General features: G+C 69.3%; 26 protein-coding genes. 5 read left to right on the plus strand and 21 right to left on the minus strand.

What is annotated here, in order from left to right; translation table 11 throughout:
• Both P0Y33_RS15240 and P0Y33_RS15245 read right to left on the minus strand, forming a co-directional pair.
• Positions 1–477 (minus strand): hypothetical protein, encoded by a 477-nt coding sequence (locus tag P0Y33_RS15240; RefSeq protein ID WP_279528238.1) that lies wholly within the window; start codon positions 475–477, stop codon positions 1–3.
• A gap of 52 nt (positions 478–529) precedes the next feature.
• Complete coding sequence (locus tag P0Y33_RS15245) at positions 530–1,570, minus strand: deoxyhypusine synthase (RefSeq protein ID WP_279528239.1); 1,041 nt, start codon at positions 1,568–1,570, stop codon at positions 530–532.
• 99 nt (positions 1,571–1,669) lie between these two features.
• On the opposite strand from P0Y33_RS15245, the gene P0Y33_RS15250 reads away from it, so the two are divergent.
• Positions 1,670–2,449, plus strand: a complete 780-nt coding sequence (locus P0Y33_RS15250) for a helix-turn-helix transcriptional regulator (protein WP_279528240.1) — start codon at positions 1,670–1,672, stop codon at positions 2,447–2,449.
• Positions 2,450–2,736: 287 nt separating this feature from the next.
• Here P0Y33_RS15250 and P0Y33_RS15255 read toward each other — a convergent pair whose 3' ends face one another.
• The 9 genes from P0Y33_RS15255 to P0Y33_RS15295 all read right to left on the minus strand — a co-directional run bounded on the left by P0Y33_RS15255 (position 2,737) and on the right by P0Y33_RS15295 (position 9,856).
• A complete protein-coding gene (locus P0Y33_RS15255; RefSeq protein WP_279528241.1) occupies positions 2,737–3,504 on the minus strand; it encodes a Nif3-like dinuclear metal center hexameric protein in 768 nt (255 codons plus the stop codon).
• Between the two features lie 137 nt (positions 3,505–3,641).
• Entirely contained in the window at positions 3,642–4,304 is a 663-nt protein-coding gene (locus P0Y33_RS15260) for a hypothetical protein (RefSeq protein WP_279528242.1), read from the minus strand.
• A 34-nt stretch (positions 4,305–4,338) separates the two neighbouring features.
• Entirely contained in the window at positions 4,339–5,157 is an 819-nt protein-coding gene (speB, locus tag P0Y33_RS15265; RefSeq protein WP_279528243.1) for an agmatinase, read from the minus strand.
• Positions 5,157–5,537 (minus strand): translation initiation factor IF-5A, encoded by a 381-nt coding sequence (locus tag P0Y33_RS15270; RefSeq protein WP_279528244.1) that lies wholly within the window; start codon positions 5,535–5,537, stop codon positions 5,157–5,159. The genes speB and P0Y33_RS15270 overlap by 1 nt, the downstream gene beginning before the upstream one ends.
• 78 nt (positions 5,538–5,615) lie before the next feature.
• Positions 5,616–6,686 (minus strand): aminotransferase class I/II-fold pyridoxal phosphate-dependent enzyme, encoded by a 1,071-nt coding sequence (locus P0Y33_RS15275; protein ID WP_279528245.1) that lies wholly within the window; start codon positions 6,684–6,686, stop codon positions 5,616–5,618.
• 49 nt (positions 6,687–6,735) lie between these two features.
• Complete coding sequence (locus P0Y33_RS15280) at positions 6,736–8,427, minus strand: ABC1 kinase family protein (protein ID WP_279528246.1); 1,692 nt, start codon at positions 8,425–8,427, stop codon at positions 6,736–6,738.
• Between the two features lie 4 nt (positions 8,428–8,431).
• Positions 8,432–8,614 (minus strand): hypothetical protein, encoded by a 183-nt coding sequence (locus P0Y33_RS15285; protein WP_279528247.1) that lies wholly within the window; start codon positions 8,612–8,614, stop codon positions 8,432–8,434.
• A gap of 312 nt (positions 8,615–8,926) precedes the next feature.
• Complete coding sequence (locus P0Y33_RS15290) at positions 8,927–9,292, minus strand: hypothetical protein (protein WP_279528248.1); 366 nt, start codon at positions 9,290–9,292, stop codon at positions 8,927–8,929.
• 24 nt (positions 9,293–9,316) lie between these two features.
• Positions 9,317–9,856, minus strand: a complete 540-nt coding sequence (locus P0Y33_RS15295; RefSeq protein ID WP_279528249.1) for a hypothetical protein — start codon at positions 9,854–9,856, stop codon at positions 9,317–9,319.
• Positions 9,857–10,042: 186 nt separating this feature from the next.
• Here P0Y33_RS15295 and P0Y33_RS15300 point away from each other — a divergent pair, with 186 nt between their 5' ends.
• Both P0Y33_RS15300 and P0Y33_RS15305 read left to right on the plus strand, forming a co-directional pair.
• Entirely contained in the window at positions 10,043–11,284 is a 1,242-nt protein-coding gene (locus P0Y33_RS15300) for a molybdopterin molybdotransferase MoeA (RefSeq protein ID WP_279528250.1), read from the plus strand.
• Entirely contained in the window at positions 11,285–13,177 is a 1,893-nt protein-coding gene (locus P0Y33_RS15305) for a molybdopterin biosynthesis protein (protein ID WP_279528251.1), read from the plus strand.
• Between the two features lie 12 nt (positions 13,178–13,189).
• Here P0Y33_RS15305 and P0Y33_RS15310 read toward each other — a convergent pair whose 3' ends face one another.
• The 7 genes from P0Y33_RS15310 to P0Y33_RS15340 all read right to left on the minus strand — a co-directional run bounded on the left by P0Y33_RS15310 (position 13,190) and on the right by P0Y33_RS15340 (position 18,305).
• Positions 13,190–13,912 carry an HAD family hydrolase gene (locus P0Y33_RS15310; protein ID WP_279528252.1) on the minus strand — a complete coding sequence of 241 codons (723 nt, stop codon included), beginning with the start codon at positions 13,910–13,912 and terminating at the stop codon, positions 13,190–13,192.
• Between the two features lie 41 nt (positions 13,913–13,953).
• The gene (gene lwrS, locus P0Y33_RS15315) at positions 13,954–14,322 is read right to left on the minus strand and encodes an LWR-salt protein (RefSeq protein WP_279528253.1); all 369 of its coding nucleotides are present in this window, start codon (positions 14,320–14,322) and stop codon (positions 13,954–13,956) included.
• A 4-nt stretch (positions 14,323–14,326) separates the two neighbouring features.
• A complete protein-coding gene (locus P0Y33_RS15320; RefSeq protein WP_279528254.1) occupies positions 14,327–14,602 on the minus strand; it encodes a 4a-hydroxytetrahydrobiopterin dehydratase in 276 nt (91 codons plus the stop codon).
• A gap of 70 nt (positions 14,603–14,672) precedes the next feature.
• Entirely contained in the window at positions 14,673–15,989 is a 1,317-nt protein-coding gene (gene hemA / locus P0Y33_RS15325; protein ID WP_279528255.1) for a glutamyl-tRNA reductase, read from the minus strand.
• Positions 15,986–16,645, minus strand: a complete 660-nt coding sequence (locus P0Y33_RS15330) for a precorrin-2 dehydrogenase/sirohydrochlorin ferrochelatase family protein (RefSeq protein ID WP_279528256.1) — start codon at positions 16,643–16,645, stop codon at positions 15,986–15,988. The genes hemA and P0Y33_RS15330 overlap by 4 nt, the downstream gene beginning before the upstream one ends.
• Positions 16,646–17,881 (minus strand): Lrp/AsnC family transcriptional regulator, encoded by a 1,236-nt coding sequence (locus P0Y33_RS15335; RefSeq protein ID WP_382268697.1) that lies wholly within the window; start codon positions 17,879–17,881, stop codon positions 16,646–16,648.
• Between the two features lie 4 nt (positions 17,882–17,885).
• On the minus strand, positions 17,886–18,305 hold the full coding sequence (locus P0Y33_RS15340; RefSeq protein ID WP_279528258.1) for a DUF5778 family protein: 420 nt from the start codon (positions 18,303–18,305) through the stop codon (positions 17,886–17,888).
• Positions 18,306–18,413: 108 nt separating this feature from the next.
• Here P0Y33_RS15340 and uppS point away from each other — a divergent pair, with 108 nt between their 5' ends.
• On the plus strand, positions 18,414–19,355 hold the full coding sequence (uppS, locus tag P0Y33_RS15345) for a polyprenyl diphosphate synthase (protein WP_279528259.1): 942 nt from the start codon (positions 18,414–18,416) through the stop codon (positions 19,353–19,355).
• A 19-nt stretch (positions 19,356–19,374) separates the two neighbouring features.
• On the opposite strand, the gene P0Y33_RS15350 is transcribed toward uppS, so the two are convergent.
• From P0Y33_RS15350 to P0Y33_RS15360, 3 genes are all read right to left on the minus strand, one after another.
• Complete coding sequence (locus P0Y33_RS15350; RefSeq protein WP_279528260.1) at positions 19,375–19,845, minus strand: hypothetical protein; 471 nt, start codon at positions 19,843–19,845, stop codon at positions 19,375–19,377.
• A gap of 164 nt (positions 19,846–20,009) precedes the next feature.
• Positions 20,010–20,270: a glutathione S-transferase N-terminal domain-containing protein gene (locus P0Y33_RS15355; RefSeq protein WP_279528261.1), complete on the minus strand. Its 261-nt coding sequence runs from the start codon at positions 20,268–20,270 to the stop codon at positions 20,010–20,012.
• 61 nt (positions 20,271–20,331) lie between these two features.
• Positions 20,332–20,940 (minus strand): undecaprenyl diphosphate synthase family protein, encoded by a 609-nt coding sequence (locus P0Y33_RS15360; RefSeq protein WP_279528262.1) that lies wholly within the window; start codon positions 20,938–20,940, stop codon positions 20,332–20,334.
• Between the two features lie 82 nt (positions 20,941–21,022).
• Between P0Y33_RS15360 and P0Y33_RS15365 the strand changes: the two genes are divergently transcribed.
• Entirely contained in the window at positions 21,023–22,327 is a 1,305-nt protein-coding gene (locus tag P0Y33_RS15365; protein WP_279528263.1) for a DUF92 domain-containing protein, read from the plus strand.
• The last annotated feature ends 9 nt before the right edge of the window (positions 22,328–22,336 follow it).

Consider the following 22,336-nt stretch of genomic DNA (forward strand, 5'->3'; position numbering starts at 1 on the left):
TCAAAAGCGCGAGGGCACTCGTTCGACCGCGCGACCGAGGCGCCGGGCGACCCGGTCCCGCCAGGTAGCGAGTCCGTCGAGACCGACGACGAACGCGAGCGCGAACGCGAGAAGCGCGGTCAGGACACCGGTCGCGACCAGCAGTGCGTCGGTCCCCAGCGGCGGCGAGGCGAGACCGAGGAGCGCCGCGAGCGGCCACGGCGCGAGGAGGCACGCGGCGGTGAATAGACCGACCGTGGCCCGCCGGAGATTGATTGAGGTGGCGACGACCCCCGCGGGGAACCCGACGAGCGCGGCGACCCAGAGTGCGACGGTGAACCGCCGAATCGGCCCTAGAACGGGCACGCGTACGGTCACATCGACGATCGCGTAGAGAACGAGTTGGACCGGTGCTTGGAGGCCGACGGTGAAGCCGAACCCGAGCGCGAGCGCGCGGAACAGCCGCGAACCACCGCTCTCGTGTCCGACCGAGAACACGTTCGCAGTTCGTCGACGGCCAGGAAAGGTGTGTCGGCCGTACTCCGCTTCGCTACTCCGCTCCGTCGAGGCGGTCGCGCGCCGCCGCGACGACCAGCGGGAGCGTGATGGTCGCGTCGGCGTACACCGAGGCGTTCCGGGCGGCTTTCTCCAGTTTCCCCCACGAGCGGGCCTCGTCCAGCGTCGCGCCGGAGAGACCGCCGGTGTTCGGCGGGTCCATCGTGAGTTGGACGGCGTAGTCGTAGGCCTCGGGGACGACGAGCATCGTCTGGAGGACGTAGTTCTTCGGGACGCCGCCGCCGACGACCATCGCGCCGGCCTTCTCGGCCTCGAAGGCGAGGTCGGTGATGTGGGTCATGTCCCCCAGCGCGTCGAGCGCGAAGTCGGAGGTCTGGGAGTACATCCAGGCCTGCAGACCCAGCACCGAGTCCTGGATGGCGGGGACGTAGATCGGCACGTCGTTCTCGTAGGCGGCCGCCGCGATGCCGGCGTCTTCCTCGATTCCCTGTTCTTCGTTCACTTCGGCGTTCGCCTTCCCGAGCGCCTCGCTGAACTCCTGGATCGAGACGGTGCGTTCGACCTGCGGGAAGACGTGTTCGCGGAGGTGGGACTCGAACAGCGCGAAGTGCTCTTGGGGGAGGTAGACGTTGTAGATGCGGTCGACCTCCTCGTCGCGCAGTTGCTCGTCGAACTCCCGTTCGCTCATTCCCTCGGCGTGCTCTTGGCCGTGGTGATGCTTGCCGCCGACCGCCTCGATGGCGTCGTGGGTGAGGTTCGCGCCGGTCGTCACGAGCGCGTCGATGTGGCCGTCGCGAATCAGGTCGGCCACGACCTGACGCATCCCGGCTGGGACCATCGCGCCGGCGAGACCGAAGAAGTTGGTCACGTCGTCGTCGCCGAGCATCTCGGCGTAGATGTCGGCGGCCTCGTGGAGGTCCGCGGCACCGATTCCCGCGTGTCCGTACTCCTCGACGAGTTCGCCGACGGACATCCCCGCCCCGGCCTGCGTGTGGCCGATGGGGTCGTGGCTGAAGGCCTCGCGGTGGGGCATCTCGTGTCCGTCCTCGTCGTGGTCGTGACCCTCGTCGCTCATACACGAACGTGGGGGTGGCGGCGGTTTGAAGGGCCCGATTCGGCGTTCGCTGGACAATCAGGGTCAAAGTCGAAGAGGGTCGCCCACGTAGTAGGTACAATGACTCCACGCGAACAGGTCGCTTACCTGTTCGGGTCGTCCAACCGACCGACGCTGCTCCGTGCCCTCCACGAGGACCCACGCCGACCCTCGGAACTCACCACCGACTACGACGTCTCCCGTGCCACCGTCCAGCGGACGCTCGCGGGCTTCTGCGAGCGCGACTGGACTCGTCGCGACGGCCACACCTACCGGACGACGCTGGCCGGCGACCTCGTCCTGGAACGCTACGACGACCTCCTCGACGCCGCCCACCTCGTCGACAGCACCGGCGACCTCCTCCAGACGCTCGGTGCGAGCGCACGCGGCCTCTCGACCGAGATGCTCGCCGACGCGACCGTCGTGACCGCGGAGTCGAATCGCCCTCACGCGCCCTTCGAGTTCTACCGCGACTACCTCCTCGACGTCGACGTCGACCACTGTCTGTCGGTCGTGCCGGTCACCAACGACTTCTACGGCGAGGCCCACCAGTCGCTCGCGGAGCGGGGTGTCGACGCGTCCGTCGTCGTCGACGGGGCCGCCCTCGACGCGGCCGGCCGGGACCACCCGGCGGTCGCCCCGGCCCACGAGACGAGCGGGTTCGACCTGTCCGTCGTCGAGGAGTGCCCGCCGTTCGGTCTCACCGTCGCCGGCGAGCACGTCCTCCTCGGGGCGTTCGACGACAGCGGACACGCCCAGGCGTACCTCGTCGGGCGGAACGAATCCCTCCGCGACTGGGGCGAGGAGCGCTACGAGACCCTGGCCTCGCGGGCGACACCACTCGAGGCTGCCGACGACTGAGGGGACGGAACCGACCGGACCCCTCCGCCCGGTGGCTGTTGCACACCGTGCGACGTCACTCGGGGGGTGCCTATATCCGGCCGACTCACGTCGGTTAGTACGGGTCGCCGGCGTCGCGACGGTCTCCACTCCGTCGCTACGCTCTGGGCGACTCCGTCGCTACCTCGAGCGATTCTCTGGGGGGAGTCTGAGGTGGCGTCGATTGGGGGAGTATACGTCGTCCGGCCCGAGCGCCTGTCCTCGTCCCGCGAGGGTGGCGTCGGCCGCGGACGGCGTTTTCTGGCGATTCAGAGACCAGTCGGGTGCTCGACGTACGTCGTCTCCAGGCCCCACTCGTCGGCGAGCGCCTGCAGCGAGCGGACGCCGAACGTCTCGGTCGCGTAGTGTCCGGCGAGGAATACGTTGATACCCGCCTCCTTCGCTTCGTGGTACACTTTCTGTTTCCCCTCGCCGGTGACGAGTGCGTCCGCGCCGGCGTCGACCGCCTCGTCTAGCCAGTCGCTCCCGCTCCCGGTCAGGACGGCGACGTCCTCGACCGTGTCGGGACCGAAGTCGAGGACCTGGACGAACTCGCCGTCGTGTTCGAGTTCCGTCTCCAGCAGGTCGGCGAGTTCGTCGACCGAGAAGGGGTCGACCGCCCGACCAATCGTCCCGACGTGTTCCGGTCCCACCTCCCCGAACGGCGAGCGGTCCACGAGGTCGAGGACGTCCGCGACGCCGGCGGCGTTGCCCAACTCCTGGTGGCCGTCGAGCGGGAGGTGTGAGACGTAGAGTGCGAGGTCGTTCTCGACGAGCGGTTCGATACGGCCGTACTCGCGGCCGGTCACGCGGTCGAGTCCGCCCCAGACGAGACCGTGGTGGGTGACGAGGACGTCCGCGCCGGCCTCCGCCGCGGCCTCGATGGTCTCGGCGGCGGCGTCGACGGCGAAGGCGACGTGTTCGACGTCCCCGTCCGGCGGGCCGACCTGCAATCCGTTGGCGCTGGCGTCGACGTCGGCGTAGTCCGCGGTTCGGAGTTCGTCGTCGTAGCGGTCGACGAGTTCACTGAGTCGCATGGTCGGCCCGTCGGCCGGGAGGGGCATAAGTTCACGTAGGAGCGCGCGACCAGAGGAGTCGATGCGCTGAGAACGGCCGGCGGCGTCGCGCGGGAGCGCGGGGCAGCGCCGTCGGCAGGGAGTGCCCCGCCTGTTCGCTATTCCCGCCGAAGGACGATACTCAGGGCGCCGACGACGACCAGCGTAGTGAGCGCGATTGTTCGGGCTACGGGATCCCAGCCACCGGTCCCGGCGACACGCTGAACCACGTAGAACTGTCCGTCGTGCTCGACGACGCGCCCGGTCGAGTCGTCGGGGAGTGGGTCGTGTGTCGTCGCGCTCCCCTCGCGGACCGCTCGCCGGACGGCGTCGGCGAGTAGAGGAGAAGAAACCGGCGCCGAGAGGTCCGAGAGTGCCTGTTGGACGGTGACTGGTGCGAGCCGGACGACTTCTCCCTGGTCCGTGTCGTTCACCTCGACGCGGTGCAGTCGGGTCTCCAGCGGGGGCTCTCGCCACCCGTCCATCTCGACGCGGATGTAGCGGGCACGATGCAGGACGTGAACTGCGGCGACCGGGTCGGAACCATTCTGGAACGTCCGCGAGAGTGCGACGCAGGAGACCGTCGGATTGGCGACGTCGAGACACCCGATTCCACGGATCTCGTAGACTTCGGGCGGTACGTGGATCGAAGACCCATCCGGATTCAGCGCGACTCGCTCGTAGCGGTAGGTCGGCTCGCCGACGTGGAGGGCGCCGAACCACAGCGGCGAGAGCAAGAGCACGACCCCGAGGAGGACCCGTGCGTAAGTCACTCGTGACATGCGTGACACGGCCGGTACTCCCGAGCGCTCCGCCTTAGTTCTGCGCGTCGGCGTGCTCGGCGTGCGCGAAGACGAAGTCGCGGAGGAGTTTCCCGCCGAGCAACGCGGCCTGTCCGTCGTCGCGGTCGTTGACCTCCACGACGTCGAAGGCCACCGACTGCGGGGCGAGGTCGGCGACGAGCGATCGCAACTCACGCGAGGTGAGACCGCCGGGTTCGGGGGTCCCGGTCCCGGGTGCGAACGCGGGGTCGGCGGCGTCGACGTCGACGCTGCAGTACACCGAGCGCTCGCCGAAGTCCGGGTTCCAGTCGGCGGCCTCGTCGGGTTCGACGACGGTCACGTCCGCCTCGGCGGCCCGCTCCCACTCACTTCCGCTCCCGGAGCGGGCGCCGACGACGACGGCCTCGTCGGCCACGTCGAGGGCGTGTCGCGTCACCGTCGAGTGGCTGTAGGGGTCGCCGTCGTACGCCTCGCGGAGGTCGAGGTGGGCGTCGAGTGCGACGAACACGTCCGGGTCGACCGCTCGCACGGCGGCGACCGAGACGGTGTGCTCGCCGCCGACGAGTACGGGGACGGCGTCGTCGAGCAGGACGTCGGTCACGACGCCTTCGAGGTAGTCGAGGTAGTCGGGGGCGTCGTTCCACGCGCGGACGTCGCCGTGGTCGTGGACGCCGAGGTCGGAGAAACGAGCGTCGTAGCGGTGGTCGTAGTCTTCGAAGGTCCGGGAGAACTGTCGGACCCGGTCCGGACCGAATCGAGTGCCCGGTTGGAACGTGGTCGAGGCGTCCAGCGGCGCGCCGACGACCACGAAGTTGGCCACGTCGCGGTCGGTCGTCGCGCCGGGGAACGTCATTACTTCAGAATCTTGCGCTGGCCCTCGAACTCGAGGTACTCGATCTCGTCGTCGGGGGAGAGGTCCTCTTCCTCGGGAATCTCCATCGTGATGGTCTCGTAGGTCTCGAGGTCCATGACCTGCGCGACCGTCTCGCTCTCGATGCTGACGACCTGGCCCTGTTTGCGGTTGATGACCGGGACCCAGATCTTCGCGTCGACCGGCTGGCTGAGCGAGCGCTTCTTGCCGTCGAAGACGCCCTCGGCCTCGATGCGGGCCTTCGCGCTGCCGTGCTTGCCCGGCTTCGCCGTGCTGTAGGAGTTGATCTTACAGGCGGCGTCGTCGATCATCACGTAGTTGCCTTCCTGAAGGTCGCGAACTTCCTTCTGTTCCGTGGCCATGTTCCCGCTTTCACGATGTACGGGTATAAACGGTTTGAATCGCGTCTCCGGCAGGGAGGCGCCTTCGTCCCCCCGCGTTCAGTGTTCGGCGAGGAAGTCGTCGAGTCGTTCGAGTCCGTCCGCCAGTTCCTCGGTCGGGAGGCCGAAGCCGATGCGGAAGTAGCCGTCGAAGGCGTCGCCGAAACAGCCACCGGGCGCGAGGACGACCGATACCTCCTCGACGACCTGCCGGCAGAAGTCCCGCGACCCCTCGAAGCCCTCGGGCACGGTGACGAAGCCGTTGACGCCGACCGGGTCGTGCCAGTCGAGACCGTGCTCGTCGAGGAAGTCGGCGACGAGGTCGTGGTTCTGCCGAACGACCTCGCGGTTCGCGGGTACGATGGACTGCTGGTCGTCGATGGCCTGCTTCGCGACGTGCTGGTCGATCTTCCCGGCGGAGATAGTCGTGTAGTCCTTCCACCCCCACGCGGCGTCGACGACGGCTTCGGGGCCGGCGAGCCACCCGAATCGGAGACCCGCGAGACCGAAGGATTTGGTGACGCTCGACGTGCTGATGCCGTACTCTCCGAGGCTCGCGACCGGGTCGATGGGCTCCTCGGCGAGCAGGCGGTACACCTCGTCGCAGAGGAGGTAGGTGTCTCGCTCGGCACAGGCCTCGTAGAGGTCCTCGACTTCGCCCTGCGGGTGGTACTTCCCGGTCGGGTTGTTCGGGTTGTTGAGGACGACGACCTCGGTGTTCTCTTGCATCGCGTCGACCACCGCGTCGACGTCGAGGTCCCACTCCGGCGGTTCGAGTTCGACCCGGGTCACGTCCGCGATGGCCTCGGGGACGGCGTGGAGCGCCTGGTAAGTAGGGGTGACGACGACGGCGTGGTCGTCCTCGTCGAGGAGGGCGTGGAACGCGAGGTAGTTGGCCTCTTGGGCGCCACAGGTGAACAAAACCTCCTCGGCCGGCCGGTCGTAGCGGGCGCCGACCTCGGCGCGGAACTCGGGGTCGCCGTTCGTGGGGATGACGTAGCCGAGTTCGCCGACGTCGAGGTCGAAGCGCTCGGTCGAGAGGCTCCGGATACCGCTCTCGGCGAGCATCAGGTCGGCCTCGTGTTCGTACTCGGCGAACCAGCGCTCCAGTTCGAAGGGGGCGATGTCCATACCGGAGGGTCACCCCCGCGTCACCTAACGGTTCGGAAGCCGGCGCGGGCTACGTCTCACGCTCGCCCTCGTTTCCCGCCCGCTCGCGCTCCTGTAGGTTGTGGCGGGTGAACTGCGGCGTCGCTCGGACGCCCCGGCGCTTCCGGAACGAGCGGTAGAGCCACGCCGCGAAGAGGGCGGTCACACCGACGAGTGCGAGCGTCACCCGGAGCGCCTCGGGCCGAAGGACGAAGACGAGCGTCGCGGCGACCCCCGAGACACCGGTGAACAGCGCGAGGACGAGGCGGCGAGCGAGGGTGTCGACGACGTCCTCGTGGTCCTCGACGCCCACGCGGACGAAGAGGTCGTCACGGTTCGTCCGCTCCAGCGCGTCGTCGAGTTTCGGCGGGACGTCGACCAGCGCCTCGCCGGCGTCACCGAACTGCTCGCGCTTCTCGTCGACGAACTCGCGGACGCCGCGCTCGCGGTAGCCCTGCTCGGTGAGGTAGTCGGTGGCGACCGAAATGAAGTCGAAGTCGGAGTCGAGGGTGACACACACGCCCTCGACGACCGTCGCGACCCGGAGGACGAGCGCGAGGTTCGAGGGGAGACGCAGCGGGAACTCGTAGAGCGTGTCCTCGACCTTCCCGACGATCTGCTGGACGCGGTAAGTCTCGATGGACTCCCCGCGGGCGTCGCGGATGGCGAGTTCCATCACCTCGGCCATGGTCGCCCGGTCGGCGTCGGGGCTCAGTGTCCCCATCTCGACGAGCGCGTCGAGGATGCCGTCGATGTCCTGGTCGGCGACGGCGACGTAGAAGTCGACGATCTTCTCCTGGACGAACTCGTCGACCCGACCGCTCATCCCGAAGTCGTAGAAGACGATGGAGCCGTCGGCCTGCACCGCGAGGTTGCCCGGGTGGGGGTCGGCGTGGAAGACCCCGTCGTCGATAATCATTCGGAGGTAGGCGCGCTGGAGACGCTCTGCGACGGCCGAGCGGTCGACGTCCATCCGGTCGAGTTCCTCCGTCTCCGTAATCTTCGTGCCCGGGAGGTACTCCATCGTGAGGACGCGTTCGGTCGAACGCTCCTCGGCGACGGTCGGGATGCAGATCTTGGGGTCGTCCGCGAAGTTGGACTGAATCTCGGTGAGCATCCGCGCCTCCCGCTCGTAGTTCATCTCCTCGCGGATGGTCTTCGCGAACTCGTCGGCGAGGTTCGAGAGGGAGAACGCCCGGCCCTCGTCGACGAACTGGACCACGACGGGGAGCGTCCACCGGAGGACCCGGAGGTCCGCCTCGACGAGGGTCTCGACGCCCGGACGACGTACTTTCACGGCGACCGGTTCGCCCTCGTACTCGGCGCGGTACACCTGCCCGAGACTCGCGCCGCTGATGGGGTCGCGCTCGAAGTCGTCGAAGGCCTCGTCCACGGGGCCGAGTTCGTCCTCCAACACCTCGCGGGCACCCTCCCACTCGGCGGGCGGTACGCGGTCCTGGAGTTCCGAGAGGACGTCGACGTACTCCGGCGGGAGGACGTCCGGGCGCGTCGAGAGGAGTTGACCGAGTTTGATGAACGTCGGGCCGAGGGTCAACAGCGTGTCGAGTAGTCGCTTCGCCCGCCGTAGACGCATCTCCTCGGTGACGCGACGACTTCCACCGAAGAGGAGGAAGCGCCGCCGGTCGCGGAGGAAGGTCCAGACGAGCGGGAAGAACTGCCAGACGACGAGGACGAACCGGCGGTAGGCCCGGAGTGACGCCACCGTACTACGCCTCGACGGGGCCGTCGACCTCGATTTCGCTGCTCACGCCACGCCTCGAAAGCGTCCCCTCGTGAACGCCGCCCTCGATACGGGCCGACGCACCCTCCGCAGTGGTGTCCGGCGACAGGTGGAGGTCGGCGAGCGCGGCGCCGGGCGGGGCGCGGAGCGCCTCGTAGAGAAAACGCATGGACGGCCGTTCGGCGTCGTGGACGAAAAAGGCCGTGGGTCCGGCGAGTTCGGCGGCGAACAATTGAGATATACGCCCGACAACTGAGTTGTGGGTCGAATTTTCGCCCTATCGAGTCGATAACTGAGTTATCGACGGCGTTGTCGAGATATGGGGGCGAACAACTGAGATATCGGTTCGGCGTCGTCCCGGACCGGTGTGACAGCGGCCGGGCGATGCCGGGGGAGGGGTGCGACCGCAGGGGATACGCGTGTCGCGTCGCGCGGGCCAGGCGCCAGGGACGCCCAGCGCCTCGAACCCGTCGACTCCGGGTCAGCCGAGCTGCCCCGTGCCGACGCTCGGGAAACTCGCGTCGACTCCGAGGAGGGCCAGTGCCGCGAGGGCGAGTGTCGCCGCGGCCCAGGCGAGGAGCCCGATGCCGGCGGCGCGCGCCCACCCCACGGGGTAGCGCCAGCGGATGACGCCCACCCAGGCGGCGAGCGCCAGGACCGTGCCGATCAGGGGGACCGGTGCGAGGAGCGCCCACGCCGCCGCGCCCAGCAACGCGGTCAGGACCGCGTGGTCGTAGCCGAGCGGGCGAGCGAGGCGGTTCGCACCGACGGAGATGGCGGCCCCACCGACCAGCAACCCGACAGCGAAGCGGGTGAACTCGTCGATGGGGGCGCCGTGGGGAATCATGGATGCGTGTTCGTCACCACGTCACTACGCGGACGTCGTGGTCGTGGTGGTCGTGGTGTTCTCGGCCGTGGTCGTCGTGTTACCCGACGCGTCGTCGCTGGTGGTCGTCGGCTGCGGCGTCGTGGTGGTCGTCACGTTACCCGACTCGTTCGCGTGCTCGTCCTGGGCGACCGCCTGGTCGCCACCGAGGACGCCGCTCAGGGCCTCGCCGAGGTTGGCGATCTCACCGTCGAGGAACTTCTGGATGGTCTCGTGGACCTCGCTCACGTGGTCGGGGACCTGCGAGGGCATGTCCGTGGGCGGTCCGCGCTCGCCGTCGGAGGCGTTCGCGCTAGCGTTCCGGTTCGGCGAGTCGGACTCGTTCGCGGCGGAGTCGTTGCCGTGTGCCGCGGCGTCCGACTCACTGGCCTGTCCGTGGCCGGAGCCGGAACTGGCGGCGTGTTCGTTCGCGTGTGTGTCCGCGGGTGTCGAACCCGCGTTCCCGGCGCCGGGCATCGCGGCGGCGGCGCCGGCGGTCACGAGCAGTGCGGCCAGTGCGACGGCACCGATCTTTGTGAGCTTCATCGCATCCTCACCTACACGGCGGGAGGGTAATCAATGGGAAACTCCGTAGCCCTGGATTTCTGGGGTTTCAGCCCGATTAAGCCGGATTAAATCCGAGTTAATCGTCGCGAAGCGAGAGCGCGGACGGTCGCCGAGACGCTGGCCGTCTCCCGGACGCTTTTGCCCGCGCGCGTCCAACCGTCGGCCATGACTCACACCGGGGACCGTCACCACGCCGGGTTCAAGGAGCGGACGCGGGTGGCCGACGCCCGCGACGCCCTCCGCGACGCCGTAGACGCACACGGGCGGACCGAGCGCGCGCCGCTCACCGAAGCGGACGGCCGGACGCTCGCCGCGACGGTGACGGCCGAACGGAACGTCCCGCACTACGACCGCGCCGCGATGGACGGGTACGCCGTCCGCGCCGAGGACACGTTCGGCGCGAGCGACCGCTCGCCGGCCGTCCTCGACCGCTACGAGGCCGACGAAGACGCCACTGTCGGGCCAGGCGAGGCGGTCCGCGTCCACACGGGGAGCGCCCTGCCCGAGGGGGCCGACGCCGTCGTGATGATCGAACAGGTCGAGGAGGTCGGCCGCGAGGTCGAGGTGTTCACCGCGCTCGCCGAGGGGAAGAACGTCGGCGACGTCGGCGAGGACGTCGAGGCGGGCCAGCACCTCTACGACCCGGGCCACCGCCTGCGCCCCTCCGACCTCGGGATGCTCCGCTCGGTCGGCGTCGACGAGGTGGAAGTGTACCAGCCACCGGAAGTCGCGGTGATTCCGACCGGCGAGGAACTAGTCGAGGCCGGCGAGACGCCCGATCCGGGGGAGGTCGTCGAGACGAACGGCCTCACCGTCTCCCGGTTCGTCGAACGCTGGGGCGGCGAGGCGCGCTACCGCGACGTCGTCACCGACGACGAGGACAAACTCCGCGAGGCCCTCGAACGCGACCGGGACGCCGACGTCCTCGTGACGACCGGCGGTTCCTCCGTCGGCGAACGCGACCTCATCCCCGAGGTCGTCGACGAACTGGGCGAGGTGCTCGTCCACGGCGTCGCGCTCAAACCGGGTCACCCGGTCGCGCTCGGTGTCGTCGACGGGACGCCCGTCGTGATGCTCCCGGGCTACCCCGTCGCCTGCATCATCAACGCCGTCCAGTTCCTCCGGCCCGCGCTCAAGTGGGCCGGCGGGATGTCCGTCCCCGACTTCCCCTCGACCCAGGCGACGCTGACCCGGAAGATTCCGAGCGAACCCGGCGTCCGCACCTTCGCCCGCGTCCAGGTGAGCGAGGAGGAGGGCGAGACCGTCGCCGAACCGGTCCGCACGAGCGGGTCCGGCATCCTCTCCTCGGTCGCCCTCGCCGACGGGTGGGTGCAGGTACCCGAAGAGTCCGAAGGAATCGCCGAAGGGAAGACCGTCACCGTCGAGAAGTGGGAGGAACTACCATAGATGTCCGACAGGAAAGAATTCCGCGACCTCGTACCGCCCGCCGAAGCCCACCGAACCATCGACTCGCTGGACCTCGAACCCGACGCCGAGACGGTCCCGCTCGAAGACGCGCGGGGACGCGTCCTCGCCGAACGCGTCGACGCCGACGTCGACGTACCGGGGTTCGACCGCGCGTCGATGGACGGCTACGCCGTCCGCGCCCGCGACACGTTCGGGGCGGAGGAGACCGACCCCGCCGAACTGGAGAAAGTCGGCGAAGTCCACGCCGGCGCCGAACCCGACGTCGAGGTCGGCGAGGGCGAGTGCGCCGAAATCTCGACCGGGGCGGTCGTCCCCGACGGCGCGGACGCCGTGGTGATGGTCGAAGAGACCGACGAAACTGATGGTGTCGTGCAAATCCGGAAGGCCGTCGCGCCCGGCGACAACGTGATGTTCGCGGGCGCGGACGTCGCCGCCGGCCAGCGCGCGATCGGCCCCGGGACCCGTCTCACGCCCCGCGAAATCGGCCTGCTCTCCGCGCTCGGCGTCGAGACGGTGCCCGTCCGCGGGAAACCCACGGTCGGCATCATCTCCACCGGCGACGAACTCGTCCGGCCGGGCGAGTCGCTGAACCACGCTCGCGGCGAGATCTACGACGTCAACTCCTACACCATCGCCACCGCCGTCGAGGAGGCCGGTGGCGACCCCGAACTCTACCCGCACGCGGGCGACGACTACGAGGAAATGGAGAACCAACTCCGCCGCGCCGCCGAGGAGTGCGACCTGGTGCTCACCTCTGGGTCGACGTCCGCGAGCGCGGTGGACGTCATCTACCGCGTCATCGAGGACACGGGCGAACTCCTGCTCCACGGCGTCGCCGTCAAGCCCGGGAAACCGATGCTCGTCGGGCGGGTGGGACAGAGCGCCTACGTCGGCTTGCCGGGCTACCCGGTCTCCGCGCTCACCATCTTCCGAACGTTCGTCGCGCCGGCCATCCGCGAGGCCGCGGGTCTCCCCGAACCCCGGACCGCGACGGTCACGGGCGAGATGGCCGTCCGCGAGCGATACAGCGAGGGTCGCACCCGCCTGATGCCCGCCGGCCTCGTCGAGGACGAAGCGGGGCGAACGCTCGTCTACCCCGTGGACAAGGGGAGCGGTGCGACCACCTCGCTCGTCGAGGCCGACGGTGTCGTCGAGGTCGGCCCGGACACCGAGTACCTCGCCGCCGGCGAGGAGGTAGAGGTCCAACTCTTCTCGCCGGACGTCCGGCCGCCGCGCGTCCTCGGCGTCGGCGAGGACGACCCCGCGCTCTCGCGCGTCCTCGACCGGGTGCAGAACCCGCGATACCTACCGTTCGGCACGCGTGAGGGTCTTCGCCGTCTGCGCGACGGCGTTCCAGACGTCGCGGTCGCCGCTGGCCCCCTGGAGCGCGACGTCGACTCCGTCGAACTCGGCGCGTGGACCCGCGAGTGGGGTCTCGTCGTCCCGGAGGGCAACCCCGAAGGAATCGACGGTCTCGCGACCCTCGTCGACCGCGACCTCCGGTTCGTCAACCGCGGAACGGCCTCCGGGATGCGCCGGTCGCTCGACGCCGCACTCGACGTCCTCGCCGACGAACGCGAGGCGACCCGCCGCGACCTCGAAGGTGAGATCGACGGCTACGGCCTGACCGTCAAGGCCCACGAGAGTCCCGCGCGGAAGGTGCTCGCGGGCGACGCGGACGCCGGTCTCGGACTCCGGGCGACCGCCGAGAAACTCGGTCTCGGTTTCGTCCCCGTGGGCGAGGAGACGGTCCGCGTGCTCGCGAACCCCGAGCGCATGGAGAAAGCGGGCGTCGCGGACCTCGACGCCGCGCTGGCCGACGTCGACGAGATTCTGGCAGAACTCCCGGGCTACGGCGACGGCGCGGAGTAACGTCGTCCGCCGTCAGTCGCTCGCCGCGTCGCGGCCGTCCGTCGACCCCTCGTTCCCGAGGTCGTCGAACGAGGAGAGGCGGTAGTCGCCGAGGACGCACTGTCCGCGGCGGTGTGGGTCGTGGCGTTCGACGTGGATGGAGTCGATACCGGCGTTGTGGGCCGCGCCGACGTCGTTCGGGCCGTCACCGGCGTAGACGCCGACCTCGGCGTCCGCGTCGACGCCCACCGAGTCCATCGCGAGGTGGAGCGGCGCGGGGTCGGGCTTGTAGCCGACGTCGCGGTCACAACAGACCACGACGTCGAACCAGTCGCGGATGTCGAGGTGGTCCATCACGGGTTCGGCGAGGAACTCCGCGCAGTGAGTGACGAGTCCGACGGGCGTATCGAGGTCCGCGACGAAGTCGGCGTCGTCGTAGAGGTAGGTCGCCTCCGCGCGGGCGGCGGGGTCCTCGACCGCGTGGAAGGCGTCCCAGAACGCCTCTGGGTCGTACCCCCACGAGCGCAGTTGGTCGTCGCGGGAACCGCCGAGTCCGTGCCAGAGTACTTCCGCCCGGTAGTCGGAGAACTCGTCGCCGAGGCGCTCGCCGACCCGGTCGAACACCTCGCGGGTGTAGGACCACTCGGTGTCGACGAGGGTGCCGTCGAGATCCAGCAGCCAGAAGTCGTACGCCGAGGTCGCCGGCGCGGCGGACGCGGGCGTGGCCGTCGGCGTGGAGGGGGTAACGGGACGCATAGAGACAGAGGTACGCCGTTTTCCGCTAAGTGTTTTGCCCCTCAGTCGCGCAACTCCACGGAACTCCCGAGGTACTTGTTCAACACCTCGGTCGTCGAGTCGGCCTTGAACAGGTCGAGGTTCTCGGCGATCTCCTCCTGGAGGGCCTCGTAGTAGGCCTCGTCGGCGTCGAGGGAGCGGTAGTCGACCGCGAGGACCGTCACGTCGAGGGCGTCTTCCGCGAGTTGTCGGAAGTAGGCCTCGTCGGCGAGTTCGCCCCGCCAGAGGTTGTCCCGGAAGAAGAGCCACCCCTCCTCGCCGGGGTCGTCGGCGGGTCGGGTGAGGCGGGTCTCGAACTCGTCGGGGTCGAGTTCGACGTCCGTGCTGGGTTCGAGGCGGAACCGGACGGTGAAGACGTAGCGGGCGTCCATCGGTTCACCGGAGTGCGTTACACTCGCGGGCCATCTCGACGTCCTTGTCGGTGATTCCCCCCTCCTCGTGGCTGGTGAAGCGGACCTCGACCTCGTCGTAGCGGATGCGAATCTCGGGGTGGTGGAACTCGTCGTCGGCGAGTTCGCCGACCTCGCTGGCGAACGCGACGCCCGTGAGGTAGTCGTCGAACTCGTACGTCCGGACGATTTCCTCGCCCTCGCGCTCCCAGCCCTCGGGTAACTGTTCGTCGATCTCCTCGTCGGACAGGAGTTCGGCCATGTGTCGGGATGCTCACGGCGGACACATAATCGTACTCCCCGACTCTGGGAGGTCGGGAGAAAACGCAGTCTCAGTCGTCGTCGCTCTCGGTCTCGCCCTCGGCCGTCGCGGGCGACCCGGTCTCCGCCCCGCCGAACGGCATCTCGCCGTCGAAGTCCGGGTCGAAGAGGTCGAGTGCGGTGGCGATGGTGGTCCAGTCGTCGTTCTGGGCGGCGTCGCGCAGACTCCGCGTGGGGGCGGCGAGCAACTGCGAGACGAGTGCGTCGGCGAGCGACTCGACCGCCTCGCGTTGTTCCTCGGTGAGGTCGCCGCGGGCTTCGAGTTTCGACATCGCAGTGGAGAGTTCGCGCTGTTTGACGCGGTCGGCGCTCTCGTACATGGAGGCGATGACCTCGTCGGCGCGCTTGCGTTTGTACTGGGCCAGGAGGTTGTCGAACTCCTCGTCGATCATCGCCTCGACGGCGACGGCGGCCTCGCGGCGGCGTTCGCGGGTCGCGTCGGTCACGGCTTCGAGGTCGTCGAGGTCACGTACCTGGGCGGGGACGCCCGCGCTGGCGTCGGGGTCGACGTCGCGCGGTTGTCCGAGGTCGATACAGAGCACCTCGCCCGCGTCCGAGAGGAGCGAGGCGTCGACGATGGGTTCGTCGCTCCCGGTGGCCGTCACGGCCACGTCCGCGGCCGCGAGTTCCTCGTCGAGGTCGGTCAGCCCGACCGCGGCGGCGTGGACCGGCAGGACCTCACAGAGCCACTCGGCGCGAGCGCGCGTCCGGTTGGCGACGACGATCTCGTCGACGCCGGCCGCGGCGAACGCCTTGGCCGCGAGGACGCCCATCTCGCCCGCGCCGACGACGAGCGCGGTCCGGGTCGTCAGGTCGTCGAGTTCTCGGTCGGCGAGTTCGACGGCGGCGCTCCCGAGCGAGACGACGCCCTCGTTGATGGCGGTCTCCGTCCGGGCGCGCTCCCCGACGTGGATCGCCTTCGTGACTCCTTCGCGGAGGACCGGCCCGATGCCGTCGGCCTGGCGGGCCGCCTCGTAGGCGTCCCGGACCTGTCCGAGCACCTGGTCTTCGCCGAGGACCAGCGACTCCAGTCCGGCGGCGACCCGCATCAGGTGACGGAGACTCGTCTCGTGGTCGGTGACGAGCACGCGGTCGACGTCGAACCCGACCGCGTCGAGAGCGTGCTCGCCCTCGGAACGGGACGTGGTGACGACGTACGCCTCGACCCGGTGACACGTCTGGAGGACGTACGCCTCCGACACCGACGGCTGTCTGAGGAGTTGGTCTAACGTCTCCTCGCGATCGCGTCGTACGGCTTCGATGTCGTCGACCGAGGCGTGTTCGCGCGAGACGCGAACGCCGGTGACGACTCCTGTCTTCCCTTTCATGGCCACTCCACGCCGACGACCTGTCCCACCACGTCGTCGGCTGCTTGTCGTCCGTTCGGTTTTCCCGTACGTAAACTCTTCCAAACGCGCGGGTCCCGGACGACGGCGCGGAGCGCCTCGTGTCGCTGGTCTGCGGGGATTTCGCGCGTTTTTAGCTCCTCGCGGAGGTCGGCGGTCAACTCGGCCATCGCACCGGCCCCGTCGAGTTCGTCTTCGAGTCGCTCGCGGAGGTACTTGCTCAGTGCGGGACTCGCGCCACCGGTCGCGACGGCCGCGACGACGGGGTCCTCGCGGACGGTCGCGGGGACGACGACGTCCATCGGTCCCTCTCGGTCCTCGGCGTGGTCGGCGCGGTTGACGAGCGTCCCGGCGTCGCGGGCGGCCGTCGCGAACGCCTCGTTCACGTCGGTGTCGTCGGTCGCGGTGACGACGAGCGCCGGGTCGGTCCGTTCGACCCAATCCGTGGCCTCCTCGGGGTCGGCGGCGGGTTCGGCGCGCACCCGTTCGGCGCCGCCGAAGTCGGCGTCGGCGAACGTGGGTGCGACGACGACGACGTCGGCCTCGCGGGCGAACCGGCGGGCCTTCCGTGCGCCGACGGGACCGCCGCCGACGACGATCACCGTCGCCCCGTCGAAGTCGTGGAAGAGCGGGATCATCTACTGCTCGTCCTCGCTCTCGGTCCCGTCTTCGGCGTCGGACGTGGCGTCGGATTCGGTCTCGGTCTCCGTCTCGGTCTCGTCCTCGGTCTCCGGTTCGGTGTTGGCGTCGGCGCGCGTCGCGAGGCGGTGGTCGGTCGGTTTCGGGACGCGCGTCGACAGGGTGTCCCAGTCGTCGTCGGCGACGTCCCAGTGCTCGGCCATCACGTCACGGAGTTGCTGGACGCGCCGGTCGCGCTCCGCGTCGGTGCGAGCGAGGACCGTGGCGAACACGTTGTACGGCCAGACGTCTTCGTGACGTGGTCGTTCCTCGCAGTGCGTGACAAAGTCGAGTTCGGCGAGCGCGGCCCCGACCTCGTCGACGACGTCGTCGGGGACGTCCCAGACGGTCGTCCCGCTCTCGGTGTAGCCGAGCGCGTGGCGGTCGGGGACGACACCGACTCGACGAATCTTCCCCTCGTCGTTGAACCGGCGGATGGTCTCGACGACCCACTCGGAGTCGACGCGAGCGGAGTGAGCGTCCGTTCGGTGCGACTCTGTCGCGTCGGTGTCGACGTCCAGTGACTCGGTGACGTCCGCGTACGGCGTCTCGGTGATCGGCAGGCCGTCCTGGAGGGTGACGACGAGGTCTCGCTCGTCGGGGGTGAGCGAGTCGCGACCCGACGGACTGGGGCAGGGCCCGAGGTTCGTGAGGTCGACGTCGTCCCCGTCGACCGGGCCGTCGACGTGGACGGTCGTCTCGTCACAGAACTCCCGGTGTGTCGGGAAGAGGTACGTCTCCCGTCCGGTCGCCGCCTCGATCTCGGCGAGCACCTCCTCGACGCGTGACTCGTCGACGACGGAGACGACGAACCACACGTTCAGGTGCGGGTGCTCACACTGGTCGGTGTGGGCCACCTCGGGTCGGTCGTCGAGGAGTTCGGTGACCGCCTCGGTGGCGTCCTCGGGTACGTGGGTGGCGACGAGGGTGGCGGTCCCGCCGATCTCCTCGGCGTCGAAGCGTGGGCCGAACTGGGTCAGGTATCCCTCGTCGACGAGTCGGCGGACGCGCTCGACTAGCTCGTCGGCGTCGACGTCGACGCCGCGCCGGTAGAGCGCCTCGGCAGCGGGCTCGAAGGGGTGTCGGACGACGGGGAATCCGCCCTGGAAGGCGTTGACGATGGCCCGGTCGGTCCCTTCGAGGTCGAGTCCGTCCGACTCGTCAGTCACAACCTCCCGTGTGTCGGCCTGGCTCATAAAGTCAGTCCCTTGAGAGGGGACCGTCCTCGGTCACACCGACGACGGTCGCGTCGAGTTCGTCGTCGAGGGCGTCGACGACGGCAGCGTGGTCGTCCGTCGCCTCCCAGTAGATGACGACGTCGTAGGTCCCCTCGCGGAGGAGTTGCTGGCACTCCCAGACGAACTCGTCGCCGTCGAGCGTGAGTCCCTGGTGTTGGTTGACGCCGAAGCGTTCGTCGTCGTTCCCGGAGTAGATGTAGGTGTCACCCTTCTCGGCGAAGTCGGCGATGACCTCGTCGGCGTCGAGGGTGAGTTGGTGCATCTCGCTCTCGCGGTCGCTGTCGAGGTCCGTGTGGAGGACCGCGCCGTGGAGTTCGATGTCGCCGGGGGCGAGTAACTCGGCAGCGCGCTGGTGCAGGTCGGCGTCGACAGTCTCGGCCATACCTGGTAGAAAGGGAGGACGCCGGTAAACCCCTCACGGTCCGACGCGATTCGCGCGGGCGAACGAGGAGCAGAAGGCTGATACTCACCCCGATTCACGTACCTGATAATGCTCTCCCTCGTGCGCGAGCGGGTCGGCGAACGCTTCCAGGCCGCCTACTCGCGCGTCCTCGAGCGGGAAATCGACGACGAGCGCGTCCCGTCGCACGTCGCGGTCATCCAGGACGGGAACCGTCGATACGCTCGCAAGCGCGGGGACGACCCCCACGAGGGCCACCAGGCCGGTGCACAGACCACCGAGCAGGTGCTAGAGTGGTGTGCGGACCTCGGCGTCGAGGAACTCACGCTCTACGCCTTCTCCACCGAGAACTTCGACCGGCCAGCCGACGAGCGCGAACACCTCTTCGACCTCCTCGCGAACAAACTCCGGGAGTTCGCCAACGTCGACGAGATCCACGACCGCGAGGTCCGCATCCGCGCGCTCGGCGAGGTGAGTCGTCTCCCCGAGCGCGTCCGCGACGCCGTCGACTACGCCGACCGCCGCACCCGCGGCTACGACTCCTTCACCCTCAACGTCGCCGTCGCCTACGGCGGCCGCGCGGAACTCCTCGGGGCGGCCCGCGACGTCGCCCGCGCGGTCGAGTCGGGCGACCTCGCCGCCGACGAGGTGGACGTCGACGCCGTCGCCGACCGCCTCTACGCCGACCCCGTCCGCGACGTCGACCTCATCATCCGAACCGGGGGCGACGAGCGCACCTCGAACTTCCTCCCGTGGCACGCCAACGGAAACGAGGCCGCCGTCTTCTTCTGTACGCCCTACTGGCCGGAGTTCTCGAAGGTCGACTTCCTGCGGGCCGTCCGGACCTACGAGTCGCGCGAGCGCTCGTGGCGCCGCGCCCGCGCCGAACGCGCCCTCGCGCTCGTCCGGGCGTTCGGCGGCGTCGAACTCGACGAGGCCCGCGCCGTCCTCGCACGCCTTCGCGAGTACCTCCCCGAGGGGTCGCGCGAGGGACTGGACGTGGAGAGCGAGGACGGGAAGGCGGCGGACTAGGCAGACTGCTTCGTGACGGTCACTGCCACAGTCGCTCTCTCGCCGTGCGGAGTCCGACCGCCCCGGTGACGAGGAGGAAGAGTCCCACTGCGCCCAGCGCGAGCGACGAGAGTGAACCGGCCGGGAGTCCGCTGTCGACCGACGCGGTGACGAAGTACCAGTCGCCGTGGTACTCGACGTAGTACAGTCCCCTGCCGGCCGTCGCGTGGTCGTCGACGAAGGTGAACGCTGGCGGTGCGGACGACGACCCGTAGACGGTCGCAGTGCCGTCCTCGCTGGCGAGCGCTCGTCGGAACAACGCCTGCCCCGACGCGGAGAGGTTCTCGTAGTGGAGTGCCGCCGCGTCCGAGGCGTTCGGCGGGCCGTCGGCCGACACGACGGTCAGCCGGTGCGCCGTCTGCCCCAGTGGCGGGGCCGTCGCGACGGCGACGCCACAGAGGACGACACCCAGGGCGAGGAGCGCGACCGCGACGGCCGAACGGCGGTCCATAGCGAAAATCCTCGGACGGCCGATAAGTGTCTTCTGGAGGGAAAAACGTGGTTCGTCGCGCCGCTTACGCGTAGTGCTCCTCCAGGTACTCGACGACCACCTTTTTCGGTCTCACTACGTTCGACCGAAAAACCTGGAGGGAAAAACGCGGTTCGTCGCGCCGCTTACGCGTAGTGCTCCTCCAGGTACTCGACGATGTCGTCGCTCTCGTACATCGTCACCTCGCGTTCGGTGTCGACGAGGTAGGGAATCTGGTCCTCGCCGCCGGCCTGGAGCTCCTCGTAGGTGACCTCGTTGGTCACGTCGCCGCCCATCCCCCCGGGGAGGCGGGGGTTGTGGGTGACGTAGGAGACGCCGAGTTCGGAGAGTTTCTCGCGGACCTTCGCGCAGTGCGGACATCCCTCGGACTGATAGAGTTCGAGCATCGCACTCGGCGCTTCTCACGCGACGGGCAAAAGATTCCGGCCCGGAGCCGCGTCGTTCGGCCTATCGGCCGAATCTCCGCTGGCGGTTCTGGTAGTCGAGAATCGCCCGCAGGTAGTCGCGTTTCCGGACGTCCCGCCAGTTCACGTCGGTGAAGTAGAGTTCCGAGTAGACCGACTGCCAGATCATGAAGTCCGAGAGGCGCTCGGCGCCGGTCTTGATGACGAGGTCCGGTTCGGCGGGGAAGAGGAGGTGGTCCTCGACGTCCGCGGCGTCGATGTCGTCGGGGGAGATCTCGCCCACTTCGACGCGCTCGGCGACGGCGCGGACGGCCTTCGCGAACTCGTGCTTCCCGCCGAGACCGACGCTCACCTGGATGGGGGCGTCGGCACGTTCGGTGTCGTCGGGGCCGCGGACGGCGATGTTGCGGGGGGCCGCCAGGTCCGCGAGTTCGCGTTCGAGCGTCGGGACGGCCGCCTCGTCGAGGACGCTCACGTAGACGGTGACGCGCTCGGCACCGAGGTCGAAGGCCCACCCGAAGAAGCGTTCGAGGGTGTCGTAGGCGCCCTGTTCGAGCAGGTCGCGCTCGGTGATGACCAGCGCGACGTGGTCGGGTGGGGCGGCGTCGTGGCGGCGGATGCGGAGGGCGAGGTAGCGGTCGTACAGACCCACACCGAGACGAGCGGGCTACACACCCCTAAATCGCTCGGACGGTTCGGGATAGTTAAGTAGTGTCCGGCAGAAATCCGTCACCGTGACTCAGTCGCTCCGACGAGCAGTCGGGTTTGCGCTCGTCGCGTCGCTCTCCCTCTCCGCGCCCGTGCTGGGACGAGCGGCGGCAGTCCCCTTCGCGGTGGTGGCACTCGTCGCCTTCGTCGTCACCGAGGGGCCGCTGTTCGAACTCTTCGCCTACCCGTGGGACCGCCAGGAGGAGCGCCTCGACACCCTCCTGGGGTTCGCGCTCGCCGCGACCGGTCTCGGCGTGCTGGTCCCGCTCTTCGACCTGCCCGTCGGCGTCTACGTCGCGACGCTCCTCGCCGTCGGTTACGGTGACCTCGGGCGCGTCGTCGCCCGCCGGTACGCCCCCAGCGAAGTCGCCGGAGCCACCGGATTCGCGACGCTCGGCTTCGTCGCCGCCTTCGCCGGACGGGTCGTCACGGCGACCCTCCTCGGCGAACCACTGCTCCGCCCGGAGTACGCCTTCCTCGCCGCCAGCGGTGCCCTCCTCGCGGGACTCCTCCGCGCGGTGTTCACCGACCGCGACGACCCGCTCATCCTCGTCTCCGTCGCCCTCCTGCTGTGGCTGTTCGCCGACCTCGCGGTCGCGGTGACGTGGACGCGGGTCGTCGTCGCGCTCGGCGTCACCATCCTCTTCGGGTACATCTCGTACGCGCTCGGCGCCGCCTCCGGTGCGGGGATGCTCACCGGCGTCTTCCTCGCCCTCCTCGCGGTCGTCCTCGGCGACTACGGGTGGTTCGCGGTCCTCGTCACCTTCTTCGGCGTCGGCGCGCTCGCGACGAAGTACCACTACGAGGAGAAGAAAGAACGCGGCGTCGCCGAGGAGAACGCCGGTGCCCGCGGGAGCGGGAACGTCCTCGGTAACTCGGCGGCCGCGCTCCTCGCCCTCCTCCTCTTCGCCGCCAGCCCCCGCCTCCCCGTCGACGGCGCCGTCTTCCGCTTCGCCTTCTGCGCCAGCGTCGCCACCGCGCTGGCAGATACGCTCTCCAGCGAGATTGGTGGTCTCTACGGACCGCCGCGTCTCATCACGACACTCGAAGAGGTCGACCCCGGCACCGACGGCGGCGTGACCTGGCAGGGCGAGGTCGCCGGACTCGCCGGCGCCGCCCTCATCGCCCTCCTCGCGTGGCTCCTCCTCCCGCTCTCGCTGCTCGGCGCCGCCGTCGTCGTGGTCGGTGGCTTCGCGGGAATGACCGCGGACAGCCTCGCCGGCGCGCTCATCGAGGGCGACGTCGTCGGCAACCAGGCGGTGAACTTCCTCGCGACGGCGACCGGCGGCGTCGTCGGCGGACTCCTGGCGCTGGCGCTCGGACTCGTCTGAGCGACGGCG

The organism is Halospeciosus flavus (assembly GCF_029814175.1).
GTDB lineage: Archaea > Halobacteriota > Halobacteria > Halobacteriales > Halobacteriaceae > Halospeciosus > Halospeciosus flavus.